Genomic DNA, 21,014 nt, shown 5'->3' on the forward strand with positions numbered 1-21,014 from the left:
CCCCCGCCCTTACCGACGTACCGACCAGTCGGTAACCTCTCCCCCATGACGACGACGTCCACGGGCGCTGCGCGGCGCTGTCACCACGCCGCGATCAACCCCTTCCACTCGACGCTCTACTTCTCCCCCGAGTTCACCGAGGAGCTGACCGCCCTCGGGTTCGAGGACCGGAACGCCGCGTACCTCGTCGCCCGGGCCGCGCCGCTGGGCGCGGTCGGCCCGGGCGCCGTGGCGGCGGCGTTCTACAACTTCAGCCACGAGATGATCGCCCGGCACCTGCCCGCCGCCTGGTCCACGGCCTCCCCCGAGGACGTGCTGGCCGCCCGGCTGCGCGCGGCCGACGCGCTGCTGCGCCGGCTGCTGGGCCCGGAGGTGATCGCCTCGGCGGAGCTCGCCGAGGCCTCCGGGCTGGCACTGCGCGCGGCCGAGGCCTGCCGCCCGCACTCCCGGGCCCTGTACGCCGCCAACGCCGACCTCCCGGTCCCGCACGAGCCGCACCTCGCGTACTGGCACGCCACCACCCTGCTGCGCGAGTACCGCGGCGACGGCCACCTCGCCGCCCTCCTCACCCTCGGCCTCGACCCCTTGGAGGCCCTGGTCAGCCACCGCGCGACCGGCAAGGGCATGAGCACGCGCTGGCTGCTCCTCACGCGCGGCTGGTCCGGGGCCGACCTCGACGCCGCCGCGGAACGCCTGCGCGGTCGCGGACTCCTGGACGCCGGGGGCGAGTTGACGGAGGACGGCGTCCGGATGCGCGCGGAGCTGGAGGACGTCACCGACCGCCTCGACATGGCCCCGTACGCGCACCTCGGCGAGGCCGGCGTCGCACGGCTGACGGAGCTCGGCCAGGGCTTCGTCATGACCATGTTCGCCGCGGGTGCCTTCCCGAAGGACCTGCTCGGCAAGTCCTGAGCCGTCGGCCGGGTGGCGGGCCGGCCGGCGCGGCCGCGTCCCGAGCCGCGTCCCCGGCCGCGCGTCGACCGGTGGTTCCGCGTCCCCCCGGCGTCACCTGCCACAATGCTCCCTTACCAAGCTCAGCGAGCAGAGCGAGAAGGCGGTAGGGAAACGTGACGGCAGCGAGCCGGCCCGGCCAGCAGTCCGGCCAGTCCATCGAAGGCAGGATCGCCGAGGAGCTCGGCGTCAAGGAGCGGCAGGTCAAGGCCGCCGTCGAGCTCCTCGACGGCGGCTCGACGGTCCCGTTCATCGCGCGCTACCGCAAGGAAGCGACCGAGATGCTCGACGACACCCAGCTGCGCACCCTGGAGGAGCGCCTGCGGTACCTGCGCGAGCTGGAGGAGCGGCGTACCGCGATCCTGGACTCCGTACGGGAGCAGGGGAAGCTGGACGCCGAGCTGGAGGCGCGGATCCTCGCCGCCGACACCAAGGCGCGGCTGGAGGACATCTACCTGCCCTTCAAGCCCAAGCGGCGCACCAAGGCGCAGATCGCGCGCGAGGCCGGCCTGGAGCCGCTGGCGGAGGGCCTGCTGTCCGACCCGTCGGTCGAACCGGCCGCCGCGGCGGCCGCGTTCGTGTCCGCGGACAAGGGCGTCGCGGACGCGGCGGCCGCGCTGGAGGGCGCCCGGGCGATCCTCACCGAGCGGTTCGCCGAGGACGCCGACCTCATCGGCGAGCTGCGCGAGCGCATGTGGACCCGGGGGCGGCTGTCCGCGCGGGTGCGCGACGGCAAGGAGGAGGCGGGCGCGAAGTTCGCCGACTACTTCGACTTCGCCGAGCCGTTCACGGCCCTGCCCTCGCACCGCGTGCTCGCGATGCTGCGCGGCGAGAAGGAGGACGTGCTCGACCTCACCCTGGAGCCGGAGGAGCCGAGCGAGGTGCCGGGTCCGTCCTCGTACGAGGGCGTGGTCGCGCACCGCTTCGGGATCGCCGACCGCGGCCGGCCGGGTGACAAGTGGCTGGCGGACACGGTCCGCTGGGCCTGGCGCACCAAGATCCTCGTGCACCTGGGCATCGACCTCCGGATGCGGCTGCGGCAGGCGGCGGAGGACGAGGCCGTGAGGGTCTTCGCGGCGAACCTGCGCGACCTCCTCCTGGCCGCGCCCGCCGGTACCCGCGCCACGCTGGGCCTGGACCCCGGTTACCGCACGGGCGTGAAGGTGGCCGTGGTCGACGCGACCGGCAAGGTGGTGGCCACGGACACGGTCTACCCGCACGTGCCGGCGAACCGCTGGGACGAAGCGCTCGCGAAGCTGGCCCGGCTCGCCGGGGAGCACGCGGTCGAACTGATCGCGATCGGCAACGGCACGGCCTCCCGCGAGACCGACAAGCTGGCCGCCGAACTGTGCGCGAAGCACCCCGAGCTGAAGCTGACCAAGGTGATGGTCTCGGAGGCGGGCGCCTCCGTGTACTCGGCCTCGGCCTTCGCGGCCCAGGAACTGCCGGGCATGGACGTGTCGTTGCGCGGCGCGGTCTCGATCGCGCGGCGCCTGCAGGACCCGCTGGCCGAGCTCGTCAAGATCGACCCGAAGTCGATCGGGGTCGGCCAGTACCAGCACGACCTGTCCGAGGTGAAGCTGTCGCGTTCGCTGGACGCGGTGGTGGAGGACTGCGTGAACGGCGTCGGCGTCGACGTCAACACCGCCTCCGCACCGCTGCTCTCGCGCGTCTCGGGCATCAGCTCCGGCCTCGCCGAGAACATCGTGGCGCACCGCGACGCCAACGGCCCGTTCCGCAGCCGCCGGTCGCTGAAGGACGTGTCGAGGCTGGGCCCGAAGGCGTACGAGCAGTGCGCCGGCTTCCTGCGGATCCGCGACGGCGAGGACCCGCTGGACGCGTCCAGCGTGCACCCGGAGGCGTACCCGGTGGTGCGGGCGATGGGCAAGAAGTCGGGCGGCGACGTCGCGGCGCTGATCGGCAACACGCCGGTGCTGCGCTCGCTGCGGCCCGAGGAGTTCGTGACGGACTCCTTCGGTCTGCCGACCGTGACGGACATCCTCCGCGAGCTGGAGAAGCCGGGGCGCGACCCGCGACCGGCCTTCAAGACGGCCACCTTCAAGGAGGGCGTGGAGAAGATCGGCGACCTCGAACCGGGGATGGTCCTGGAGGGTGTCGTGACCAACGTCGCCGCCTTCGGTGCCTTCGTCGACGTCGGTGTGCACCAGGACGGGCTGGTCCACGTCTCGGCCATGTCGAAGACGTTCGTCAAGGACCCGCGGGACGTCGTGAAGCCGGGTGACATCGTGCGGGTGAAGGTGCTCGAGGTGGACATCCCGCGCAAGCGGATCTCCCTCACGCTGCGGCTGGACGACGAGGCGTCGGCCGCCGCCGGCGACGACGCCGCGCGGCCGCCCCGGCAGCGGGGCGGAGGGCGTGGGGACGGGCGCGGTACCGGACGGGGCGACGGACGGGGCGACGGACGAGGTGACGGACGGGGTGACGGACGGGCTGACGGACGGGGCGACGGACGGGGTGAGGCGCGCCGCGAGGGCGGCGGTGACGCCCGTCGTGGCGCGCGCCGTGACGGCGGCGGTACGGGGGGCGCGGGGCGCGGCCAGGGCGGCGGTGGCTCGCGCGGGGGGCAGCGTGACCGGCGTGGTGCCGGGGCCCCGGCTCCCTCGAACAGTGCGATGGCCGACGCCCTTCGGCGTGCCGGCCTGACCCGCGACTGACGTCGCGCTGCGGTCCCGGGGTGCGCGTCGCGCATCCCGGGGCCGCCTGCCCCGACCCGGGTCGCGCCGGTCCGGTCCGGTCCGGTCCGCGCCTGGACCCACTCGCCGCGGGGGGCGGCCCCCGCGCCTTCCCGCAACCGTGGCTTGCGACCACGGACGCCGCTCCCCCCGGGGTCCCGCCCCGGACCCGGGCCGGGCACCGCGCCCGCCCTCCTGGGGCTCCACCCCAGACGGCGGGAAAGGGGTGGTGGCGGGGTGGCTGGAAGGGGACCCCGCGTCTTGCCAAGGGAGGCTCAAGATCTGTAGGCATGCGGGAGGCCGTCCGTGACACCCCGCGACGGCCACCAGGACCACCCCTGAGGACCGCACCCCCAGAGGCCACCTCGAAGGCTCAGGACGTCATGACACTTGCCCCCCATGCCTATAGACGGTGCCCGCGGAAGGGTTCGAAGAGGGAACACATGCCATACGGGCAAAACAAGCTGCGCAAACGCTGCGAAGCGATTCTCAGCCAACTGGATCTGTCGCATCCGTTTTCCATCGACGGACTGTGCGAGCGCGTGGCCGCGCGGCGCGGCCGGCCCATCCGACTGCACCCGCTGCCCAAGGAGGCCGCCGAGTCGGGGGTGTGCGGCCTCTGGGTCGGCACGGCCACCGTGGACTACGTGTTCTACGAGGCCCAGACGTCCCGCCTCCACCAGGAGCACATCGTGCTCCACGAGTTGGGCCACATCCTCTTCGACCACCACTCCCTCGAGGGCCAGGACTCCGGTTCCGGCGACACGCCCGTGATCCTCGGCCGGACCAACTACACCACCCGGCAGGAGCAGGAGGCCGAGATGCTGGCCAGCCTGATCCGCATCCAGGCGGGCCTGGTGCCCGGCCGGGCGCCCGAAGGGACCTTGGAGAAGCTCGAGTCGGCCCTCGGTGTGCGGGTGCCCCATGGTGTGTGACATAGCCACGGTGTGCGACCTGGTGCGGGCCGGCGACACCGTACTGGCCGCCGCACCGGCAGCCGCGGACGTCGCGTGGGCGGCCGCCGCCCCCACCGCCCCCACCGCGCCGACCGGGATCGCGGCCGACGCCGCCGCGCTCGGCGACTGGCTGGCCGTTCCCAGCGTGGTCGTGCTCTGGCTCGCGGTCCTGTTGCGGGCCCCCTCGGCCGTACGGGAGCCCCAGCAGCGCGGGCTGCTGCTGGCCGTGGCCACGGCAGCGGCCGCGATGACCCTCAACCTGCCCGATCTCCTCGCGTACGCGGCGAAGTTCCCCGACTGGACGCACGCCGTGGGCCTGACCCGCAACATGACGGGCGTGCTGTCCGCGGGCGCGGTGCTCTACTTCGTGGCCACCACGACCACCCGCGGCCGCGGCCTGCAGGTCGCCTCGTCCGTCATGACCGTGGCCTGGCTCGGGACCCTGGTGGCGCTGGACCTGCTGGCCCCGCCGCACTCGGTGCACGCCATGCCGCCCGGCGGCAGCCCGCTGCCCTCCCTCGCCTACTGGCTGACGCTGATGTCGGCCCACCTGGCCGCCAACACCGCGTGCGTGTACGTCTGCTGGCGCTACGGGCGGCGGGCCGTCAGCCCCGGACTGAGCGCCGGGCTGCGGCTGTTCGGGCTGGGCACCGCACTGGCCGGCGTGTTCTGGTTCTTCTACCTGCTCAAGGCGCTGTTCGGCATCACGTCCCAACTGCCCTATCTGGCACTGCTGATGAACACCCACGGTCTGCTGCGGGCCGCCGCCATCCTCGTACCGACGCTCTACACCGCACGCCGCTCGGTCGCCGACGTACGGACCGCCTGGCTGCTGTGGCCGCTGTGGCGGGAGCTCGTCGAGGCGGTGCCGCACGTGGCCCTGCACAAGCCGCGCGCGACCCGGCTGGTCGAGCTCCTGTGGCCCCCGATGACCCGCCGGCTGCTCGTCTACCGTCGCGTGATCGAGACGCGGGACGCGATCCTGGTGCTGGGCGAGTACGTGGCCCCGGGCGTCCCGGAGCTGGCCCGCGCGCACGTCGCGCTGGCGGACCCGGGCGCGTACCCGCAGCCGGAGGCGGGGGAGCTGGCCTGCGTGATCACGGAGGCCGCGCGGGCCAAGGCGGCGGGGATGGAGCCGCGGCCGGGGACCTTCACCGCGGCCTCGATCGGCGGGCTCGGCACGGGTGGGGAGACCGCCCCCGGTGGCCGTGACCTGGATGCCGAGAAACGTTTCCTCATAGCGGTGGCCGCGGCGCACGCCGCCCCGGTGACGCGCTCGTTCGATCCGCAGGCAAGTCGAAAGTGAACCGCCCGTGACCACTGTCCTCATCACCGGTGCCAGCTCCGGGCTCGGCGCCGCCTTCGCCCGCGGCTTCGCCGCCAAGGGCTGCGACCTCGTCCTCGTCGCCCGCGACAAGGGCCGCCTGGAGGCCGTCGCCGCACGGCTGCGCGCCGGGTGCGGGGTGGCCGTGGAGGTCCTGCCCGCGGACCTGCTGGACCCGGCGCAGTGCGACACGGTGGCGGCGCGGCTCGCGGATCCGGCTCGGCCGGTGGACATGCTCGTCAACAACGCCGGCTTCGGGCTGCCGGCGCCGTTCCCGTACAGCCCGGTCGAGGACGAGGAGCGGATGCTGGAGCTGCTCGTCCGGGTGCCGCTGCGGCTCACCCACGCGGCGGTGCCGGGGATGCGGGAGCGGCGGCGGGGCGCGGTGCTCAACGTCTCGTCGGTGGCGGGGCTGCTGCCGACCGGCACGTACGGCGCCGCGAAGGCCTGGCTCACGGCCTTCAGCGAGTCGCTGCGGGTCGACCTGGCGCCGTACGGGGTGCGGGTGCTGGCGGTGGTGCCGGGGTTCACGCGCACGGAGTTCCAGGAGCGCGCCGGGATGGACGTCAGCGCGCTGCGGGAGGCGGTGTGGCTGGAGCCCGAGGCGGTCGTCGCGCGGGCGCTGCGGGACCTGGCGCTGGGGCGGCCGGTGAGCGTGACGGGGTGGCGGTACCGGGTGTACGCCCAGGCGGTGCGGCACCTGCCGCGCGGGCTGGTCGCGGAGCGGCTGGCCCGGCGGCGGCGGGCTCCGGGTGGGGTGTGAGGGGGCGCGGGCCGGGCTGAGGGGCCTGGGGACGCTGATGGTCCCGTGGTGTGTGGGTCCCCTCGGCGCTTGACAGGGGCGGCCTGCAGGCCTCCCCCAGCTACCGCTGGGAGGTACCCCCAGCGGCAGGCCCACCCCCCCGGGGCCTGCGTCCGGTATTCGGCGTCTGGCATTCGGCGCCCGGCGCCCAGCCCCTCGCATCCGGCGTCTGGCATTGGGCGCCTGGCGTCCGAACGTCTGGCGACCAGCCCCTCGCGTCCGGCGCCTGACATTCGGCGTCCGGCGCCTGGCGCGCGGTCCCTCGCACCCGGCACCCGGCACCCGGCGGTCGTCAGAGCTCCGTGACCTTGCCCTCCGCCACCTCCAGGCGGCGGGTCGTGTGGACGGCGTCGAGCATGCGGCGGTCGTGGGTGACCAGGAGGAGGGTGCCCTCGTAGGACGCCAGGGCGGACTCCAGCTGCTCGATCGCCGGCAGGTCGAGGTGGTTCGTCGGCTCGTCGAGGACGAGGAGGTTCACGCCGCGGCCCTGGAGCAGCGCGAGGGCGGCCCGGGTGCGCTCGCCGGGCGAGAGGGTGGCGGCCGGGCGGAGCACGTGGGCGGCCTTGAGGCCGAACTTGGCCAGCAGCGTCCGCACGTCCGCCGGCTCCACGTCGGGGACGGCTGCGCAGAAGGCGTCCAGCAGGCTCTCGTCGCCCAGGAAGAGCCCGCGCGCCTGGTCCACCTCGCCCACCAGCACGCCGGAGCCCAGGGTGGCCTGGCCCGAGTCGAGCGGGAGGCGGCCGAGGAGGGCGGCGAGCAGGGTGGACTTGCCGGCGCCGTTGGCGCCGGTGATCGCGACCCGGTCGGCCCAGTCGATCTGGAGGGTGGCGGGCCCGAAGCGGAAGTCGCCCCGTCGGACCTCGGCGTCGCGCAGGACGGCGACGACGGAGCCGGAGCGCGGGGCGGCGGCGATCTCCATCCGCAGCTCCCACTCCTTGCGGGGCTCCTCGACCACCTCCAGCCGCTCGATGGCGCGCTGGGTCTGGCGGGCCTTGGCGGCCTGCTTCTCGCTGGACTCGGCGCGGAGCTTGCGGCCGATCTTGTCGTTGTCGCTCGACTTGCGGCGGGCGTTGCGGACGCCCTTGTCCATCCAGTTGCGCTGCATCTGGGCGCGGTCCTCGAGCGCGGAGCGCTTGTCGGCGTACTCCTCGTAGTCCTCGCGGGCGTGCCGGCGGGCGGTGGCGCGCTCCTCCAGGTACGCCTCGTAGCCGCCGCCGTAGGAGTTGACCTGCTGCTGGGCTAGGTCGAGCTCGAGCACGCCGGTCACGGTGCGGGCCAGGAACTCGCGGTCGTGGCTGATCACGACGGTGCCGGCGCGCAGGCCCGTCACGAAGGCCTCCAGTCGCTCCAGGCCGTCGAGGTCGAGGTCGTTGGTGGGCTCGTCGAGCAGGAAGACGTCGTAGCGGGAGAGGAGGAGGGAGGCGAGGCCGGCGCGGGCGGCCTGGCCGCCGGAGAGCGCGGTCATCGGCAGGTCGAGGCCGACGGCGAGGCCGAGGGAGTCGGCCACCTCCTCGGCGCGCTCGTCGAGGTCGGCGCCGCCGAGGTCGAGCCAGCGGTCGAGGGCCACGGCGTACGCGTCGTCGGCGCCCGGTGCGCCCTCGACGAGGCCTGCGGTGGCGGCGTCGAGGGCGGCCTGCGCGGCGGCCACGCCGGTGCGGCGGGCCAGGAAGGCGCGGACGCTCTCACCGGGGCGGCGCTCGGGCTCCTGGGGGAGGTGGCCGACGTTGGCGGTGGGCGGGGAGAGCCGCACCTGGCCGTTCTCGGGGGTGTCGAGGCCCGCGAGGAGGCGGAGCAGCGTGGACTTGCCGGCGCCGTTGACGCCGACGAGGCCGATGACGTCCCCGGGTGCGACGACGAGGTCGAGGCCGGAGAAGAGGGAGCGCTCGCCGTGGCCGGCGGCGAGGTCCTTGGCGACGAGGGTTGCAGTCATGAGGGGGCCGATTCTATCGGCCGTCGCCCGGGGGGACGGGCGGTGTCCCCTCCTGCCGGTGCCTCCCCCGCTGCTGGCGTCTCCCCCGCTGCCGATGTCCCCCACAGCCGGTGCCCACCGCCCCGTGGCGCCCGCGTCCTGTCCCGTCCGCCGCCCGGCCCGGCCGCGCCCCGTCCCGCACCCACCCCATTCCGGTCGTTCTGCGGAGCCCCGCCGGCGGTGCCCGTCGGGCGGTCCGCGGCCTGATCGTGGCGGTCGTACGGGGTGTCGTGTGCTCGTACGGGGGCCTGCGGGGCGCCCCGGCCGGGCTCCGGCGGCGGGGGCGTGACGGCCGAATGGCGATCGTGTTGCAGCAGGGGCCATGGACATGACGTGGGGCGCGGCGCGTGAATACGGTCGGAGAGTCGATCACCAACGACCAACCCACGGCCCATCCCACCCCCTTGGAGTATCCGTGCACCGCAAAGTCATCGCCCCGAGCGTGCTCGCCGCCTCCCTCCTGCTGGCGATCCCGGCATCGGCAGCGAGCTACGTCCCCGGCGCCCCGGGCATCGGCGACTCGTACTACCCGGCCAGCGGCAACGGCGGATACGACGTGTCGCACTACGACTTGAGGCTGAAGTACCAGCCCAAGACGGACCTGCTGGAGGGCACCGCCACCCTGCTCGCCACCACGACGCAGGACCTGTCGCGCTTCAACCTCGACTTCGGGCTGAAGGTGAGCGAGGTGCGCGTCAACGGCGTGAAGGCCGCCTACGCCGCCTCGGGCGCGTCGGAGCTGGAGGTCACCCCCGCCGCCCCGCTGCCGAAGGGCAAGGCCGTCACGGTGGTCGTCAAGTACGCGGGCAAGCCCTCGGAGTTCAAGGTGGACGGCTGGAGCGCGTGGGTGCGCACCCCGGACGGCGCGGTCGCCGCGCAGGAGCCGGACTCCGCGGTGTGGTGGTTCCCGAGCAACGACCACCCGCTCGACAAGGCCACGTTCGACGTGTCGGTCAGCGTCCCGGACGGCCTGCAGGCGATCAGCAACGGCGTGCTCCAGTCGCAGAGTTCGCGGGTGGGCTGGACCCGCTACAACTGGCGGTCCAACAAGCCGCAGGCGAGCTACCTGGCCACCCTCGCCATCGGCAAGTTCGACATCACCACGGACAAGACCTCCGACGGCCTGCCGGTCCTGAACGCGTACAGCCCGGACCTGGGTGACAACGCGGGCGCCGCGCGCGCCAGCGTCGAGCGCACCACCGAGGTCGCCGAGTGGCTGACCGGGGTCTTCGGCCCGTACCCCTTCAACGCGATCGGCGGGTACGTGCCGAACGTGACCAGCGGCTTCGCGCTGGAGACGCAGACCCGGCCGTTCTACAGCCCGCGCCAGTTCGCGAACGGCGCCAACGTCTCCGTCGTCGTCCACGAGCTGGCCCACCAGTGGTACGGCGACAGCGTGTCCGTGAACAACTGGAAGGACATCTGGGTCAACGAGGGCTTCGCGCGCTACGCGCAGTTCCTGTGGTCGGAGAAGGAGGGCGAGGGCACCGCGCAGGAGCTGGCGCAGTGGGCGTACGACCTGCACCCCGCGGACGACCCGTTCTGGCAGGTCAAGCCGGGTGACCCGGGTCCGGAGAACCAGTTCCACGGGGCCGTGTACGACCGGGGCGCGATCGCGATCCAGGCGCTGCGCAACACGGTCGGCGACGAGGTGTTCTTCCGGATCCTGAAGGGCTGGCCGGCCGAGCACGCGTACGGCAACGCCAAGGTGGGCGACTTCGTGAAGTACGCGGAGCGGGTCTCGGGCAAGCCGCTCGCCGAGCTCTTCGACACCTGGCTGTTCACGCCGGGCAAGCCGTCCTTCGCCCCGCCCGCCACGACCCGGCAGGGGGCCAAGGGCACGGGGCCGGTGAACGCCAAGGGTCCGCGGTCCGCGGCGGCCGCCGGCCAGGCCGCGCCGGGCAAGCGGACCGAGCCGAAGTCGTGGCAGAAGATCGCCGCCACGGACACGATCCACGAGCACTGACCGGCCGGGACCCCCGCCGCGCCGCCGTCCGCCTCAGCGGGCGGCGGCGCGGTGGCGCTGCCGGGCCTCGCGGGCGAGGGGGAGGTAGCGGAGCCGCTCGGGCAGGACGGGCACCACAGCGCGCACCACCCGGCAGAAGCGGCGCAGCCTGCGCTCCTGGGCGTCGGTCCACTCCAGTCCGATGGCCTCGCGCGCGTCGGGCGGCATCAGACCGACGGTGACGAAGGCCCGGAAGCGCAGGAACAGCCGGCGCAGGAGCGGCCAGGCGGCGCGCACCAGCAGCCGTACCGGCAGCGGGCCGCCGGTCGGGGCGGGCAGCGGGACGTCGGTGGCGACCAACTCGCGTGCCACCGAGGTGGATTCGATCTCCTCCGCGAGCACCTTGCGGTAGTGCGGCCAGAACTCCTCGACGGTCTGCGGCATGTCGCGGTCGTGGATGCCGAGCACCCTGCCGACCTGGAGCCATTCGGCGTACAGACGGCGTTCCTGATCCTTCGTCAGTGGACGCCAGAGGTAGCCGAGGGCGTACGTGTAGACCGGGAAGCCGGTGGCGTGGATCCAGGAGTAGTACGCCGGCTCGAGGGCGTGGTAGCGGCGGCCGTGCGCGTCGACGCCCTGGATGTCGCGGTGCAGCCGGCGGACCCGGCGCCCCTCCTCGGCCGCCGCGTCGCCGCCGTACACCCACAGCTGGACGGAGCGCAGGGAGCGCTCGCCGCGCCCCCAGGGGTCGGTGCGGAAGACCGAGTGGGCGTCGACGCCGGCGGCCACGGCCGGGTGGGCGACCTGCATCGTGAACGCGGCGGGCAGCATCAGCAGGGCGCGGACCTCGCCCGCGACGGTCCACAGCACGCCGCCGGGCGGGGGCGGCCGGGGGTCGGTGCGACTGGTGTCCATGCGCCCAGTATCCGCCAGGAGGGCGGTCCCACCTGCTCGTCCCGGGCCGTCAAGATTCCCGGTGCATGGGTGTTACCCGGAGGTAACTGCGGCTGCTTTGATGGCCGGGCACTGCCACCCCACAGGATTCTTCGGGAAACAGGAGACTTCATGGCGCCCTTCAAGCACCGCCGCACGCAGGCCGCTGCCGCGGCCGTCGCGGCCCTGGCCGCTGCCGCGCTCACCGCCACCACCGCGCCCGCCGCCTCGGCCGCCTCGGCCGCCTCGGCCGCGGAGACGGACACGGCGGCGCCGCGGCTCGGCGTGCTGACGTACAACGTGTTCCTGATGAGCAAGAACCTCTACCCCAACTGGGGTCAGGACCACCGCGCCGCGGAGATACCGAAGACGTCGTTCTTCAAGGGCCAGGACGTGGTCGTGCTGCAGGAGGCGTTCGACAACGGCGCCTCCGACGCGCTCAAGGCCAACGCGGCCGCCGAGTACCCGTACCAGACCCCGGTCGTGGGCCGCTCCAGGTCCGGCTGGGACGCCACCGGCGGCTCGTACTCCTCGACCACCCCCGAGGACGGCGGCGTCACGATCCTCAGCAAGTGGCCGGTCCTGCGCAAGGAGCAGTACGTCTACAAGGACGCGTGCGGCGCCGACTGGTGGTCCAACAAGGGCTTCGCGTACGTCGTCCTGAACGTCAACGGCACCAGGGTCCACGTCGTCGGCACCCACGCGCAGTCCACCGACCCGGGCTGCGGGGCGGGCGAGGCGGCGCAGATGCGCAGCCGCCAGTTCAAGGCCATCGACGCCTTCCTCGACGCCAAGAACATCCCGGCGGGCGAGGAGGTGATCGTGGCCGGCGACATGAACGTGGACTCGCGCACCCCCGAGTACGCCTCCATGCTCGCCGACGCGGGCCTGGTCGGCGCCGACAGCCGCACCGGCCACCCGTACTCCTTCGACACGCAGGACAACTCGATCGCGAACTACCGCTACCCGACGGACCCGCGCGAGGACCTCGACTACGTGCTGCACCGGGCCGGCCACGTCCGCCCGGCGGCCTGGAACAACAACGTGGTCAAGGAGCAGAGCGCGCCCTGGACCGTCTCCAGCTGGGGCAAGGACTACACGTACACCAACCTTTCGGACCACTACCCGCTCACCGCGTCCGCGGCCGGGTAAGCCGGGCGGTCGCCGTTGCTCGGTAGTGGGCTCCGTCTCGTCGGGCGGGGCCCACACCGGTACCACCCGGACCTGCCGGTTCAAGCAGATCTCGATCCGACGGATCAGCGATCCCAGGATCGCGCGGCACGCCGCGACGCCGATCGTGTCCCACTCCTCGAGCAGGCCCACGACGACGTCGCGGCACTGCGCAGGCCCGGCGGCCGGCTCGTCCGCGGGAAGGGCGGCCAACTTCCTCAGGACTTCGGCCCGCTCCGTCACCAACGCGTCCCGCATCCGAAGGTACGAGTCCCGCGGAACGTCTCCCATGACGTGGCCCGACGTCGCGCGGTCGAGGCCCCCCGTCAGCTTGCTCACCTGTACGTCGAGCGCGGCCCGTGCAGCCTGCGGCGCTTTGGTGCGTTCTGGATCACACAGAAAGGGCCCTGCCTTCTACGCTGTTCAGTGACGAGCTGCACAGAGAAGGGGCAAGGCTGTGTCACCTGATGCTACCCCCGACCCGTACGACGACCCAGTGCGCTTCGGGCAGAGAGTCCAGATCTATCGCAACCGCAGAGGCATGACCCGCGAGCAGCTGGCCGGGCTCCTAGGGCACCACGAGTCGTGGGTCAAGAAGGTGGAGAGCGGCACATTGAAGATCCCCCGGTTGCCGGATCTGTTCCGGATCGCCGAGGCCCTGCGCGTGCGACGCCTCAACGATCTTGTGGGCGAGATCGCCGGTGAACCCGACATCGACCTGTTCACCGGGCCCGGCCACGCCAAGCTGCCCGCCGTCCGGGCCGCCCTCGATGCGTTCCCGTTCACCGCCGACCGGCCCGCGCCCTCGACGACCTACCTGCGAGCCGCCCTGAACTCCGCGTGGGCCGCCCGGCACAGCTCGCCCAACCATCGCGCGGTACTCGGCGACCTACTCCCGGGACTCATCCGCGACGCGCAGCTCGCCGTCCGCCAGGCCGACACCGCCGCACAGCGACGTGCCGCACAGGCCCTGCTCAGCGAGGTGTACTCCCTCACGCAATTCTTCGTGGCCTACCAGCCCGATGCCGCGCTCCTGTGGCGGGTCGCCGAGCGCAGCATGATTGCCGCACAGGAGTCCGAGGACCCGCACGCGATCGGCATTGCTGCCTGGCTCAGCGCGCAGGCCCACCGCGACAGCGGCCCCGGCCACTATGACGCCGCGGACGTCGTCACGATGGAGGCCCTGCGGCTCCTCGAACCCACCCTCGTCGAGGACGCCCCGGTCGAGGTGCAGGCGATCGTGGGCGCCCTGAAGTTCGAGGCCGGGTATACCGCGGCCCGCCGTACGGACAGCGGGACGGCGTGGGGATGGTGGGACCGCGCCGATGCAGTCGCGCAGCGTCTCCCCGCCGACTACTTCCACCCCGTCACCTCTTTCAGCCGGGCCGTGATGGGCGCGCATGGCGTAACCGTGGCCGTGGAACTGCGCAACGGCAGCGAGTCGGCCCGCCAGGCCAACCGGGCCGCGGCTGACGTGATCCGATCCCGCCCGCGGCGGGCCCGGCACCGGATCGAGCAGGCCCGCGCGTACTACCTCGACGGCCAGTACGAGACCGCGCTCACCACCCTTGAACAGGCCCACGAGGCCGCCCCGGAGACGGTCCGTTACAACGGCTACGCCAGGCGGATGGTGCTGGAGGAGGCCGAGGCGCGTTCCCCGGAGCGCCGACGCCGGGCGGCCCGACTGGCCGTCGACATCGGCATGTTGGCGGCGTAGGGGAGGGGGCCCAAACTGGGCCCCTTCTTCGCGTGAGACGCCCCTACGGTCAGTGCACCACCCGCTGACGACGGTAGGGAGCCCCCGCGCATGGACGCCGACAGAGCAATCCTCTCCTTCAATCACGTCGACCACCTCCTCCTCGGGCGGCCCGTGGTCGACACACGGTCGATGCACGAGGGCGAGCTCAAGGCCGTGGTCATTGAGGACGGCCGCGAGGTGGGCTATGTCCTCGGTAAGGACCGCCGAGAGTTCCCCGTGCCGATGATGCACGTGAGGGCCCAGTGACCGGCTGGCCCGTTCCCCCCGCGCTCTGCCCGTCGTGCCAGAAACTCCGCGAAGAGCGCCGTGAGGCGTACATCGCAGGTGATCACTCGCGGGTGAGCGACCTGAACGTCATGATCCGTCGACGCCACCCGGGAACACCAAGTGACGATCCTGCCGGCCTTGAACCCATCCCCGTACCCGACTGCTCCGTCTGCGTGGCACTGACGGTCGAGCGGCGCGAGGCCCGCGCCGCGGGCGACAAGCGCACGATCGTCGAGGTGAATCGGGAGATCCGCGCCCACCCCCACCGCAAGACCCGCAAGCGCTGACCGAGCTGTCGGGCAACGTGCCCCAGCTCGCGCTCCTAGACTGGGCCGGGCCGCCACGGAAGGAAAGATCACAAATGCGACCCGCACGTTTCCAGGAATTCGCGATCGAGATGCTGCCCAAGGCGCCGGACGTGCAGTCCGTCGACAACGGCGCCGAGGAGGGCCGCCCGTACAGCCTGCACGTCACGTTCACCAACGGGTCGCAGGTCTGGATCGGCGTTACCGGCGCGCTGGCGCCTGGCGAGAAGCATGAACAGGAGGAGCAGCCGATCCACGGGGAGGCCCCGGCCGAGGTGCCATACCCCGAGCTGTTCGAGGGCGGCACGGTGACGCCCACCAGGGCGGCGGCTTACCTCGCCGCGGCGGTCACCCATAGCCGGAACACCGAGGTCCTCTCGGCGGAGCCGTACAGCGACGAGGCCCAGAACCCCGGGTTCGTGGTCGTCTTCCACAACGGCGCCAAGATCTTCTGCGTCTTCACGCACACCGCCCGAGCGGGCCAGGGGCGCGACGGCCGCGCCTTCAGCCTGCAAGCGGCTTTCTGACCCTCCGCCCCGTCGGGGCGGAGTAGCACGGCACCACATCTCAGCACCACCTACCGCGCACGGAGGAACTGATCATGTGTAGCCACACCGCTTTACTGCCCCCGGTCTGGCGTAGGGGCCACCGCCTCGACCCGGCCCTGTGTCCCGGCGGGTGCCCGGTCTGCGGCGCCACCGTAGGCGCCCCTCCTGGCCAGCCCGTCGCCGCCCACCAGCGCGCTGGCACCGGCACCGAGATGTGTCCCGGCACCGGCGCCCCCGCGGTCTAACCGCACGGTCCCGGCGCCCCGTCGGCTCACGTCGGCCGGGGCGCCGTTGGCCCGCGCTACTCCTCCCGGACGAGGTGCGCGAGAGGCACGCCGACCTCGCGCGCAAGTGCCTCAGGGCCGCGTCGTGAGCGGGTGAAAGGGCCAACCGCGGGCCAATGGGGGCCTACCTCGGCCCACCCCCGGGCGTCCGCTCACTCGTACAGCGCGTCCAGCGTCTCGGCGTACGCGGCCCGCACGACTCGGCGGCGCAGCTTCAGGGACGGGGTCAATTCGCCCGTCTCTGGGCCCCACTCCTCGGTGAGGAGGCGGTAGCGCTTGATCTGCTCGGTGCGGTTGAGGCGGGCGTTGGCGGCCGCGACCGCCCGCTCGACCTCGTCGCGCACCGCCGGGTGGGCGGCGAGCGCGGCCGGGTCCGGGGCGTGGACGCCGCGGGCGGCGGCCCAGGCGGGGGCCAGTTCGGGGTCCAGGACGAGCAGCGCGACGAGGTACGAGCGGCCGTCGCCGTGCGCGAACGCCTGGCCGATGAGCGGGTGTTCCTTGAGGGTGTTCTCGACGAGGGCGGGCGAGACGTTCTTGCCGTTGGAGGTGATGATGAGTTCCTTCTTGCGGTCGGTGAGCCACAGGAACCCGTCGTCGTCGATGCGGCCGACGTCCCCGGTCGGGAACCAGCCGTCCGCGTCGGTCGCGCCCTCCAGGCTGCCGTCGGGCCGCAGGTAGCCGGCGAAGACGGTGGCGCCCCGGGTCAGGATCTCGCCGTCGTCGGCGACCCGCAGTTCCAGGCCCTCGATGGGTTTGCCCACCGAGCCGAGCCGGAAGTCGTCCGGGCTGTTGACGGTGCACACGCCGGAGGTCTCGGTGAGCCCCCACGCGTCCATGATCGTGATGCCGAACCCCGACCAGAAGCGGACGACGTCCAGCGGCATGGGCGCGGTTGCGCTCGCTGTCCACTCCAGCCGGTCCAGTCCGGCCAGCGTGAGCAGCGGGACCAGGACGCGCTCGCGGGCCTCGGCGTACGAGGCGGCCAGCTCCGGCGGCACCTCCTCGCCCCGCTCGCGGTGCCCGGCGTGCGCCCGGCCGAGCGCGGTGGCGGCCTCCACCGCCTCCTGCTGCGCCGTCGGCAACTGGGTCAGCGCGGCGCGCAACCCGGCGGCGAGCTTCTCCCAGACCCTCGGGACGCCGAAGAACTGGACGGGCCGCAGCTCGCGCACCGCCCCGGCCACGGCGGTGGGGTCGGCGACGAGCCGGACGTGCGCGGCCCGCAGCAGCGGCAGGTAGATGCCCAGGATCCGTTCGGCGATGTGCGCGAAGGGCAGGTAGCAGACGTGTTCGGCGTGCTCGGGCAGGTCGGTGCGGCGGTCCAGGCGCACGGACTGCAGCAGGATGTTGCGGTGGGTCAGCCGGACGCCCTTGGGGTCGCCGGTGGTGCCGGAGGTGTAGACGACGGTGAGCGGGTCCTCGGGCCGTACCTCCTGCCAGCCCTTCTCGAACGCGTCGGCCCCCTGGTACGAGCGGACGCCTGCCGCGTGCACGGCCCCGTACGTGCGGTGCGGGCCGGCCTCGGCGGCCTCGGCCACCACCAGCCGTGCCAGCGGGGTGTCCGGGTCGTCCAGCAGCGGTTCCCACCGGGACAGTTCGCGGGCGCCCTCGACGACGGCGAGGCGGGCGCGGCTGTGGCGGGCGATGTGGGCGATCTGCTCGGGCGCGGAGGTGCCGTAGACGGTGACGGGGACGGCGCCGAGGTGGACCAGGGCGAGGTCGGTGAGCCAGTGCTCGGGGCGGTTGCCCATCATCATCAGGACGTGCTCGCCGCGCCGGACGCCGAGGGCGGCGTAGCCAGAGGCCAGGACCGCGACCTCACGGCGTACGTCGGCCCAGGTCAGGGTGGTCCAGCCGGGGCCCTCGCGCCAGGACAGGGCGGGGAGGGCGCCGTGGGCCTCGGCGTTGCGGTGCAGGAGGGCGGGGAGGGTCAGGGCGTCGGGTCGTCCGGGCAGTACCAGGTTCGTCGTCATGGCAGCAGCTCCTGGGCGTTTCACATCGTTGGTGCGACAGCAATACTGTTGAACCCAAGCCGTGGATCAGAGAGCGAGGCGGAACGATGAACACCCCGGCAGCAGCCGAGCCCGCGCTCACCGTCGACGAACTGGCGGCCAAGGCGGGGGTGACCGTCCGCACCGTACGTTTCTACAGCACGCGCGGGCTTTTGCCCCCTCCCGTGATCGGACCGCGCAGGGTCGGGCACTACGGGCCCGAGCACCTGTCCCGGCTGGCGCTGATCGAGGAGCTCCAGCACCAGGGCATGACCCTGTCGGCGATCGAGCGGTACCTGGACGCGCTGCCGGACGACCTGAGCCCGCACGACCTGGCGATCCACCGGGCGCTGGTGTCGAGTTGGGCGCCCGACGCGGCGGAGGAGTTGGACCCGGCGGAGCTGGAGAAGCGGGCCGGTCGCGCGCTGTCCGACACGGACGTACGACGGCTGGCGGCGATGAACGTCCTGGCCCCGGCGGGCGACGGCTACCGGGTGGACCTGGGGCTGCTGCGGCTGGGGGTGGCGCTGTTGGACGTGCCGATCACGCACGAGACGATCCTGGCGGCCCGGCAGGTGCTGCTGGAGCACGCCCGGTCGGCGGCGCACGAACTGACCCGGCTGTTCCGGGACGAGGTGTGGAGCCCCTTCACGGCGGGCGAGGACGACCCGGAGCAGGTGGAGGCGATGAAGTCGCTGTCCGCCCACATGCAGCCGATGGTCGTGCAGGCCCTGGTGACCGCCTTCCAGCGGTCGCTGCGCGAGGAGCTGCGGGCGGCCTTCACGCCGGCGCCGGACGGTCCGGGCCCGGCGGGGGCCTGAGTCCCGGTCCTTCTACGTCACGATCGGCTGAGCCGCGCCGGGGGCTCACGCCGGTCCCCGCCGGACACCACCGCGCCGCCGGCCCTGACGGGTCGGCGGCGCGGTGGTGTCCGAGGACCCTGGCCGTCAGTCGGTGAAGGTCTCGCCGGACTCGGCCTTGGCGATCAGGAGGGCCGGCGGGTTGAAGCGCTCGCCGTAGGCCGCGGCCAGTTCGCGGGCGCGGGCGGTGAAGCCGGCGACGCCGCCCTCGTAGCCGTTGATGTACTGGATCACGCCGCCGGTCCAGGCCGGGAAGCCGATGCCCATGATGGAGCCGATGTTGGCGTCGGCCACGGACGTCAGGACGCCCTCCTCGAAGCAGCGGACGGTGTCCAGGGCCTCGGCGAAGAGCATGCGCTCCTTCATGTCCTCGAACGGGATCTCGTAGCCCGGCTTGGCGAAGTGCTCGCGCAGGCCCGGCCACAGCCGGTCGCGCTTGCCGTCGACGTACTCGTAGAAGCCGGCGCCGCCGCTGCGGCCGGGGCGGTCGAAGTCGTCGACCATGCGGTCGATGACCCGGTCGGCGGGGTGCTCGGTCCACGTGCCGCCGGCGGCCTCGACGGCCTTGCGGGACTCGTTGCGGATCTTGCGCGGCAGGGTCAGGGTCAGCTCGTCCATCAGGGACAGGACCTTGGCCGGGTAGCCGGCCTGGCCCGCGGCCTGCTCGATGGAGGCGGGCTCGATGCCCTCGCCGAGCATGGCGACGCCCTCGTTGATGAACTGGCCGATCACGCGGGAGGTGAAGAAGCCGCGGGAGTCGTTCACCACGATCGGGGTCTTGTTGATCTGGCGGACCAGGTCGAAGGCGCGGGCCAGCGCCTCGTCGCCGGTGCGCTCCCCCTTGATGATCTCGACGAGCGGCATCTTGTCGACCGGCGAGAAGAAGTGCAGGCCGATGAAGTCGGCCTGCCGGGAGACGCCCTCGGCGAGCGTGGTGATCGGCAGCGTGGAGGTGTTGGAGCACAGCAGCGCGTCGGGGGCGACGACGTCCTGGATCTCCTGGAACACCTTGTGCTTGAGCGCGGTGTCCTCGAAGACGGCCTCGATCACCGCGTCGCAGCCGGCCAGGTCGGCCGCGTCACCGGTCGGGGTGATGCGGGCCAGCAGCTCCGCGCGCTTGGCCTCGGTGGTGCGGCCGCGGGAGAGCGCCTTGTCCAGGAGCTTCTCGGAGTACGCCTTGCCCTTGGCGGCGGCCTCGGCGCTGACGTCCTTCAGGACCACCTCGATGCCGGCCTTCGCGCACGAGTACGCGATGCCGGCGCCCATCATGCCCGCGCCGAGGACGGCGACCTTGGCCACCTTGCGGGGCTCGACGCCCTTGGGGCGGGACTGGCCGGAGTTGACGGCCTGGAGGTCGAAGAAGAACGCCTGGATCATGTTCTTCGCGGTCTGGCCGGTGACCAGCTCGGTGAAGTACCGGGCCTCGATGGTCAGGGCGGTCTCGAAGTCGACCTGGGTGCCCTCGACGGCGCAGGCGAGGATGTTGCGCGGGGCCGGGTACGGGGCGCCGTTCAGCTGCTTCTTGAGGTTGGCCGGGAAGGCCGGCAGGTTGGCGGCGAACTTCGGGTTGGCCGGGGTACCGCCCGGGATCCGGTAGCCGGGGACGTCCCAGGGCTGCTTGGACTCGGGGTGGGCGTCGATGAAGGCGCGGGCCTTGGCGAGCATCTCCTCCGGCGTCGCGGCCAGTTCGTGGACCAGGCCGTTGTCCAGCGCCCGCTGCGGGGTGTACTGGGTGCCCTGGAGCAGCACCTTGAGCAGTGCGTCGGCGATGCCCATGAGGCGTACGGTGCGGGTGACGCCGCCGCCGGCCGGCAGCAGGCCGAGGGTCACCTCGGGCAGGCCGATCTTCGAGCCGGGGGCGTCGAGGGCGACGCGGTGGTGACAGGCCAGCGCGATCTCGTAACCGCCGCCCAGGGCGGCGCCGTTGATGGCGGCGACCACCGGGACGCCGAGGGTCTCGATGCGGCGCAGCGAGCGCTTGATCGCGGTGCCGGTGTCGAAGGCCAGCTGGGCGTGCTCCGGCCCGAGGCGGATCATGTACTTGAGGTCGCCGCCGGCGAAGAAGGTCTTCTTCGCGGAGGTGAAGACGATGCCGCGGATGGAGTCCTTCTCGGCCTCGGCGCGGTCGGCGATGGCCGCGATGGAGTCCTTGAAGGCCTGGTTCATGGTGTTGGCGGACTGGTCGGGGTCGTCCATGACGAGGGTGACGACGCCGGTCTCGTCCTGTTCCCAGCGGATCGTGGTGGACTCGCTCATGTTC

The 21,014-nt window shown here is 72.8% G+C and carries 16 protein-coding genes; 12 read left to right on the forward strand and 4 right to left on the reverse strand.

The annotated features are described in order from the left end of the window. The first annotated feature begins 45 nt into the window (after positions 1-45). From IF43_RS0131340 to IF43_RS0131360, 5 genes are all read left to right on the forward strand, one after another. Complete coding sequence (locus IF43_RS0131340; protein ID WP_030208625.1) at positions 46-912, forward strand: hypothetical protein; 867 nt, start codon at positions 46-48, stop codon at positions 910-912. Positions 913-1,067: 155 nt separating this feature from the next. Beyond that, on the forward strand, positions 1,068-3,626 hold the full coding sequence (locus IF43_RS0131345) for a Tex family protein (RefSeq protein ID WP_051796541.1): 2,559 nt from the start codon (positions 1,068-1,070) through the stop codon (positions 3,624-3,626). Between the two features lie 461 nt (positions 3,627-4,087). Beyond that, positions 4,088-4,579, forward strand: a complete 492-nt coding sequence (locus tag IF43_RS0131350) for a hypothetical protein (protein WP_030208628.1) — start codon at positions 4,088-4,090, stop codon at positions 4,577-4,579. Further along, positions 4,569-5,906, forward strand: a complete 1,338-nt coding sequence (locus IF43_RS37155; RefSeq protein WP_158939597.1) for an MAB_1171c family putative transporter — start codon at positions 4,569-4,571, stop codon at positions 5,904-5,906. Before IF43_RS0131350 ends, IF43_RS37155 begins: the two co-directional genes overlap by 11 nt. 7 nt (positions 5,907-5,913) lie before the next feature. Next, positions 5,914-6,687, forward strand: a complete 774-nt coding sequence (locus IF43_RS0131360) for an SDR family oxidoreductase (RefSeq protein ID WP_030208634.1) — start codon at positions 5,914-5,916, stop codon at positions 6,685-6,687. Between the two features lie 331 nt (positions 6,688-7,018). On the opposite strand, the gene IF43_RS0131365 is transcribed toward IF43_RS0131360, so the two are convergent. After that, positions 7,019-8,656 carry an ABC-F family ATP-binding cassette domain-containing protein gene (locus IF43_RS0131365; protein ID WP_030208637.1) on the reverse strand — a complete coding sequence of 546 codons (1,638 nt, stop codon included), beginning with the start codon at positions 8,654-8,656 and terminating at the stop codon, positions 7,019-7,021. A 454-nt stretch (positions 8,657-9,110) separates the two neighbouring features. Here IF43_RS0131365 and IF43_RS0131370 point away from each other — a divergent pair, with 454 nt between their 5' ends. After that, positions 9,111-10,661: a M1 family metallopeptidase gene (locus tag IF43_RS0131370; protein WP_030208640.1), complete on the forward strand. Its 1,551-nt coding sequence runs from the start codon at positions 9,111-9,113 to the stop codon at positions 10,659-10,661. A gap of 33 nt (positions 10,662-10,694) precedes the next feature. Here the strand turns inward: IF43_RS0131370 and IF43_RS0131375 are convergent, their stop codons facing one another. Next, positions 10,695-11,555, reverse strand: a complete 861-nt coding sequence (locus IF43_RS0131375; RefSeq protein ID WP_030208643.1) for an oxygenase MpaB family protein — start codon at positions 11,553-11,555, stop codon at positions 10,695-10,697. 150 nt (positions 11,556-11,705) lie between these two features. Between IF43_RS0131375 and sph the strand changes: the two genes are divergently transcribed. From sph to IF43_RS0131400, 5 genes are all read left to right on the forward strand, one after another. Continuing rightward, complete coding sequence (sph, locus tag IF43_RS0131380) at positions 11,706-12,725, forward strand: sphingomyelin phosphodiesterase (RefSeq protein WP_030208644.1); 1,020 nt, start codon at positions 11,706-11,708, stop codon at positions 12,723-12,725. 475 nt (positions 12,726-13,200) lie between these two features. Continuing rightward, on the forward strand, positions 13,201-14,460 hold the full coding sequence (locus IF43_RS0131385; RefSeq protein WP_030208646.1) for a helix-turn-helix domain-containing protein: 1,260 nt from the start codon (positions 13,201-13,203) through the stop codon (positions 14,458-14,460). A gap of 90 nt (positions 14,461-14,550) precedes the next feature. Beyond that, positions 14,551-14,748 carry a hypothetical protein gene (locus tag IF43_RS0131390; protein ID WP_030208648.1) on the forward strand — a complete coding sequence of 66 codons (198 nt, stop codon included), beginning with the start codon at positions 14,551-14,553 and terminating at the stop codon, positions 14,746-14,748. Between the two features lie 92 nt (positions 14,749-14,840). After that, the gene (locus IF43_RS40040; RefSeq protein ID WP_234332602.1) at positions 14,841-15,056 is read left to right on the forward strand and encodes a hypothetical protein; all 216 of its coding nucleotides are present in this window, start codon (positions 14,841-14,843) and stop codon (positions 15,054-15,056) included. Between the two features lie 74 nt (positions 15,057-15,130). Beyond that, complete coding sequence (locus tag IF43_RS0131400) at positions 15,131-15,601, forward strand: hypothetical protein (RefSeq protein WP_030208650.1); 471 nt, start codon at positions 15,131-15,133, stop codon at positions 15,599-15,601. A 457-nt stretch (positions 15,602-16,058) separates the two neighbouring features. On the opposite strand, the gene IF43_RS0131405 is transcribed toward IF43_RS0131400, so the two are convergent. Continuing rightward, on the reverse strand, positions 16,059-17,876 hold the full coding sequence (locus IF43_RS0131405; RefSeq protein ID WP_030208651.1) for a long-chain fatty acid--CoA ligase: 1,818 nt from the start codon (positions 17,874-17,876) through the stop codon (positions 16,059-16,061). Positions 17,877-17,962: 86 nt separating this feature from the next. On the opposite strand from IF43_RS0131405, the gene IF43_RS0131410 reads away from it, so the two are divergent. Further along, positions 17,963-18,715 carry a MerR family transcriptional regulator gene (locus IF43_RS0131410; protein ID WP_030208652.1) on the forward strand — a complete coding sequence of 251 codons (753 nt, stop codon included), beginning with the start codon at positions 17,963-17,965 and terminating at the stop codon, positions 18,713-18,715. Between the two features lie 126 nt (positions 18,716-18,841). Here IF43_RS0131410 and IF43_RS0131415 read toward each other — a convergent pair whose 3' ends face one another. Beyond that, positions 18,842-21,010: a 3-hydroxyacyl-CoA dehydrogenase NAD-binding domain-containing protein gene (locus IF43_RS0131415; RefSeq protein ID WP_030208655.1), complete on the reverse strand. Its 2,169-nt coding sequence runs from the start codon at positions 21,008-21,010 to the stop codon at positions 18,842-18,844. Positions 21,011-21,014: the final 4 nt, after the last annotated feature.

Origin of the sequence: Streptomyces sp. NRRL S-87 (assembly GCF_000719335.1) — a bacterium.
GTDB lineage: Bacteria > Actinomycetota > Actinomycetes > Streptomycetales > Streptomycetaceae > Streptomyces.

Coding starts and splice junctions, on each gene's coding strand:
- IF43_RS0131350 (WP_030208628.1), top strand. CDS start 4,088: ATGCCATACGGGCAAAACAAGCTGCGCAAACGCTGCGAAGCGATTCTC.
- IF43_RS0131390 (WP_030208648.1), top strand. CDS start 14,551: ATGGACGCCGACAGAGCAATCCTCTCCTTCAATCACGTCGACCACCTC.
- IF43_RS0131340 (WP_030208625.1), top strand. CDS start 46: ATGACGACGACGTCCACGGGCGCTGCGCGGCGCTGTCACCACGCCGCG.
- IF43_RS0131365 (WP_030208637.1), bottom strand. CDS start 8,656: ATGACTGCAACCCTCGTCGCCAAGGACCTCGCCGCCGGCCACGGCGAG.
- IF43_RS0131400 (WP_030208650.1), top strand. CDS start 15,131: ATGCGACCCGCACGTTTCCAGGAATTCGCGATCGAGATGCTGCCCAAG.
- IF43_RS0131410 (WP_030208652.1), top strand. CDS start 17,963: ATGAACACCCCGGCAGCAGCCGAGCCCGCGCTCACCGTCGACGAACTG.
- IF43_RS0131405 (WP_030208651.1), bottom strand. CDS start 17,876: ATGACGACGAACCTGGTACTGCCCGGACGACCCGACGCCCTGACCCTC.
- IF43_RS0131415 (WP_030208655.1), bottom strand. CDS start 21,010: ATGAGCGAGTCCACCACGATCCGCTGGGAACAGGACGAGACCGGCGTC.
- sph (WP_030208644.1), top strand. CDS start 11,706: ATGGCGCCCTTCAAGCACCGCCGCACGCAGGCCGCTGCCGCGGCCGTC.
- IF43_RS37155 (WP_158939597.1), top strand. CDS start 4,569: ATGGTGTGTGACATAGCCACGGTGTGCGACCTGGTGCGGGCCGGCGAC.
- IF43_RS0131375 (WP_030208643.1), bottom strand. CDS start 11,555: ATGGACACCAGTCGCACCGACCCCCGGCCGCCCCCGCCCGGCGGCGTG.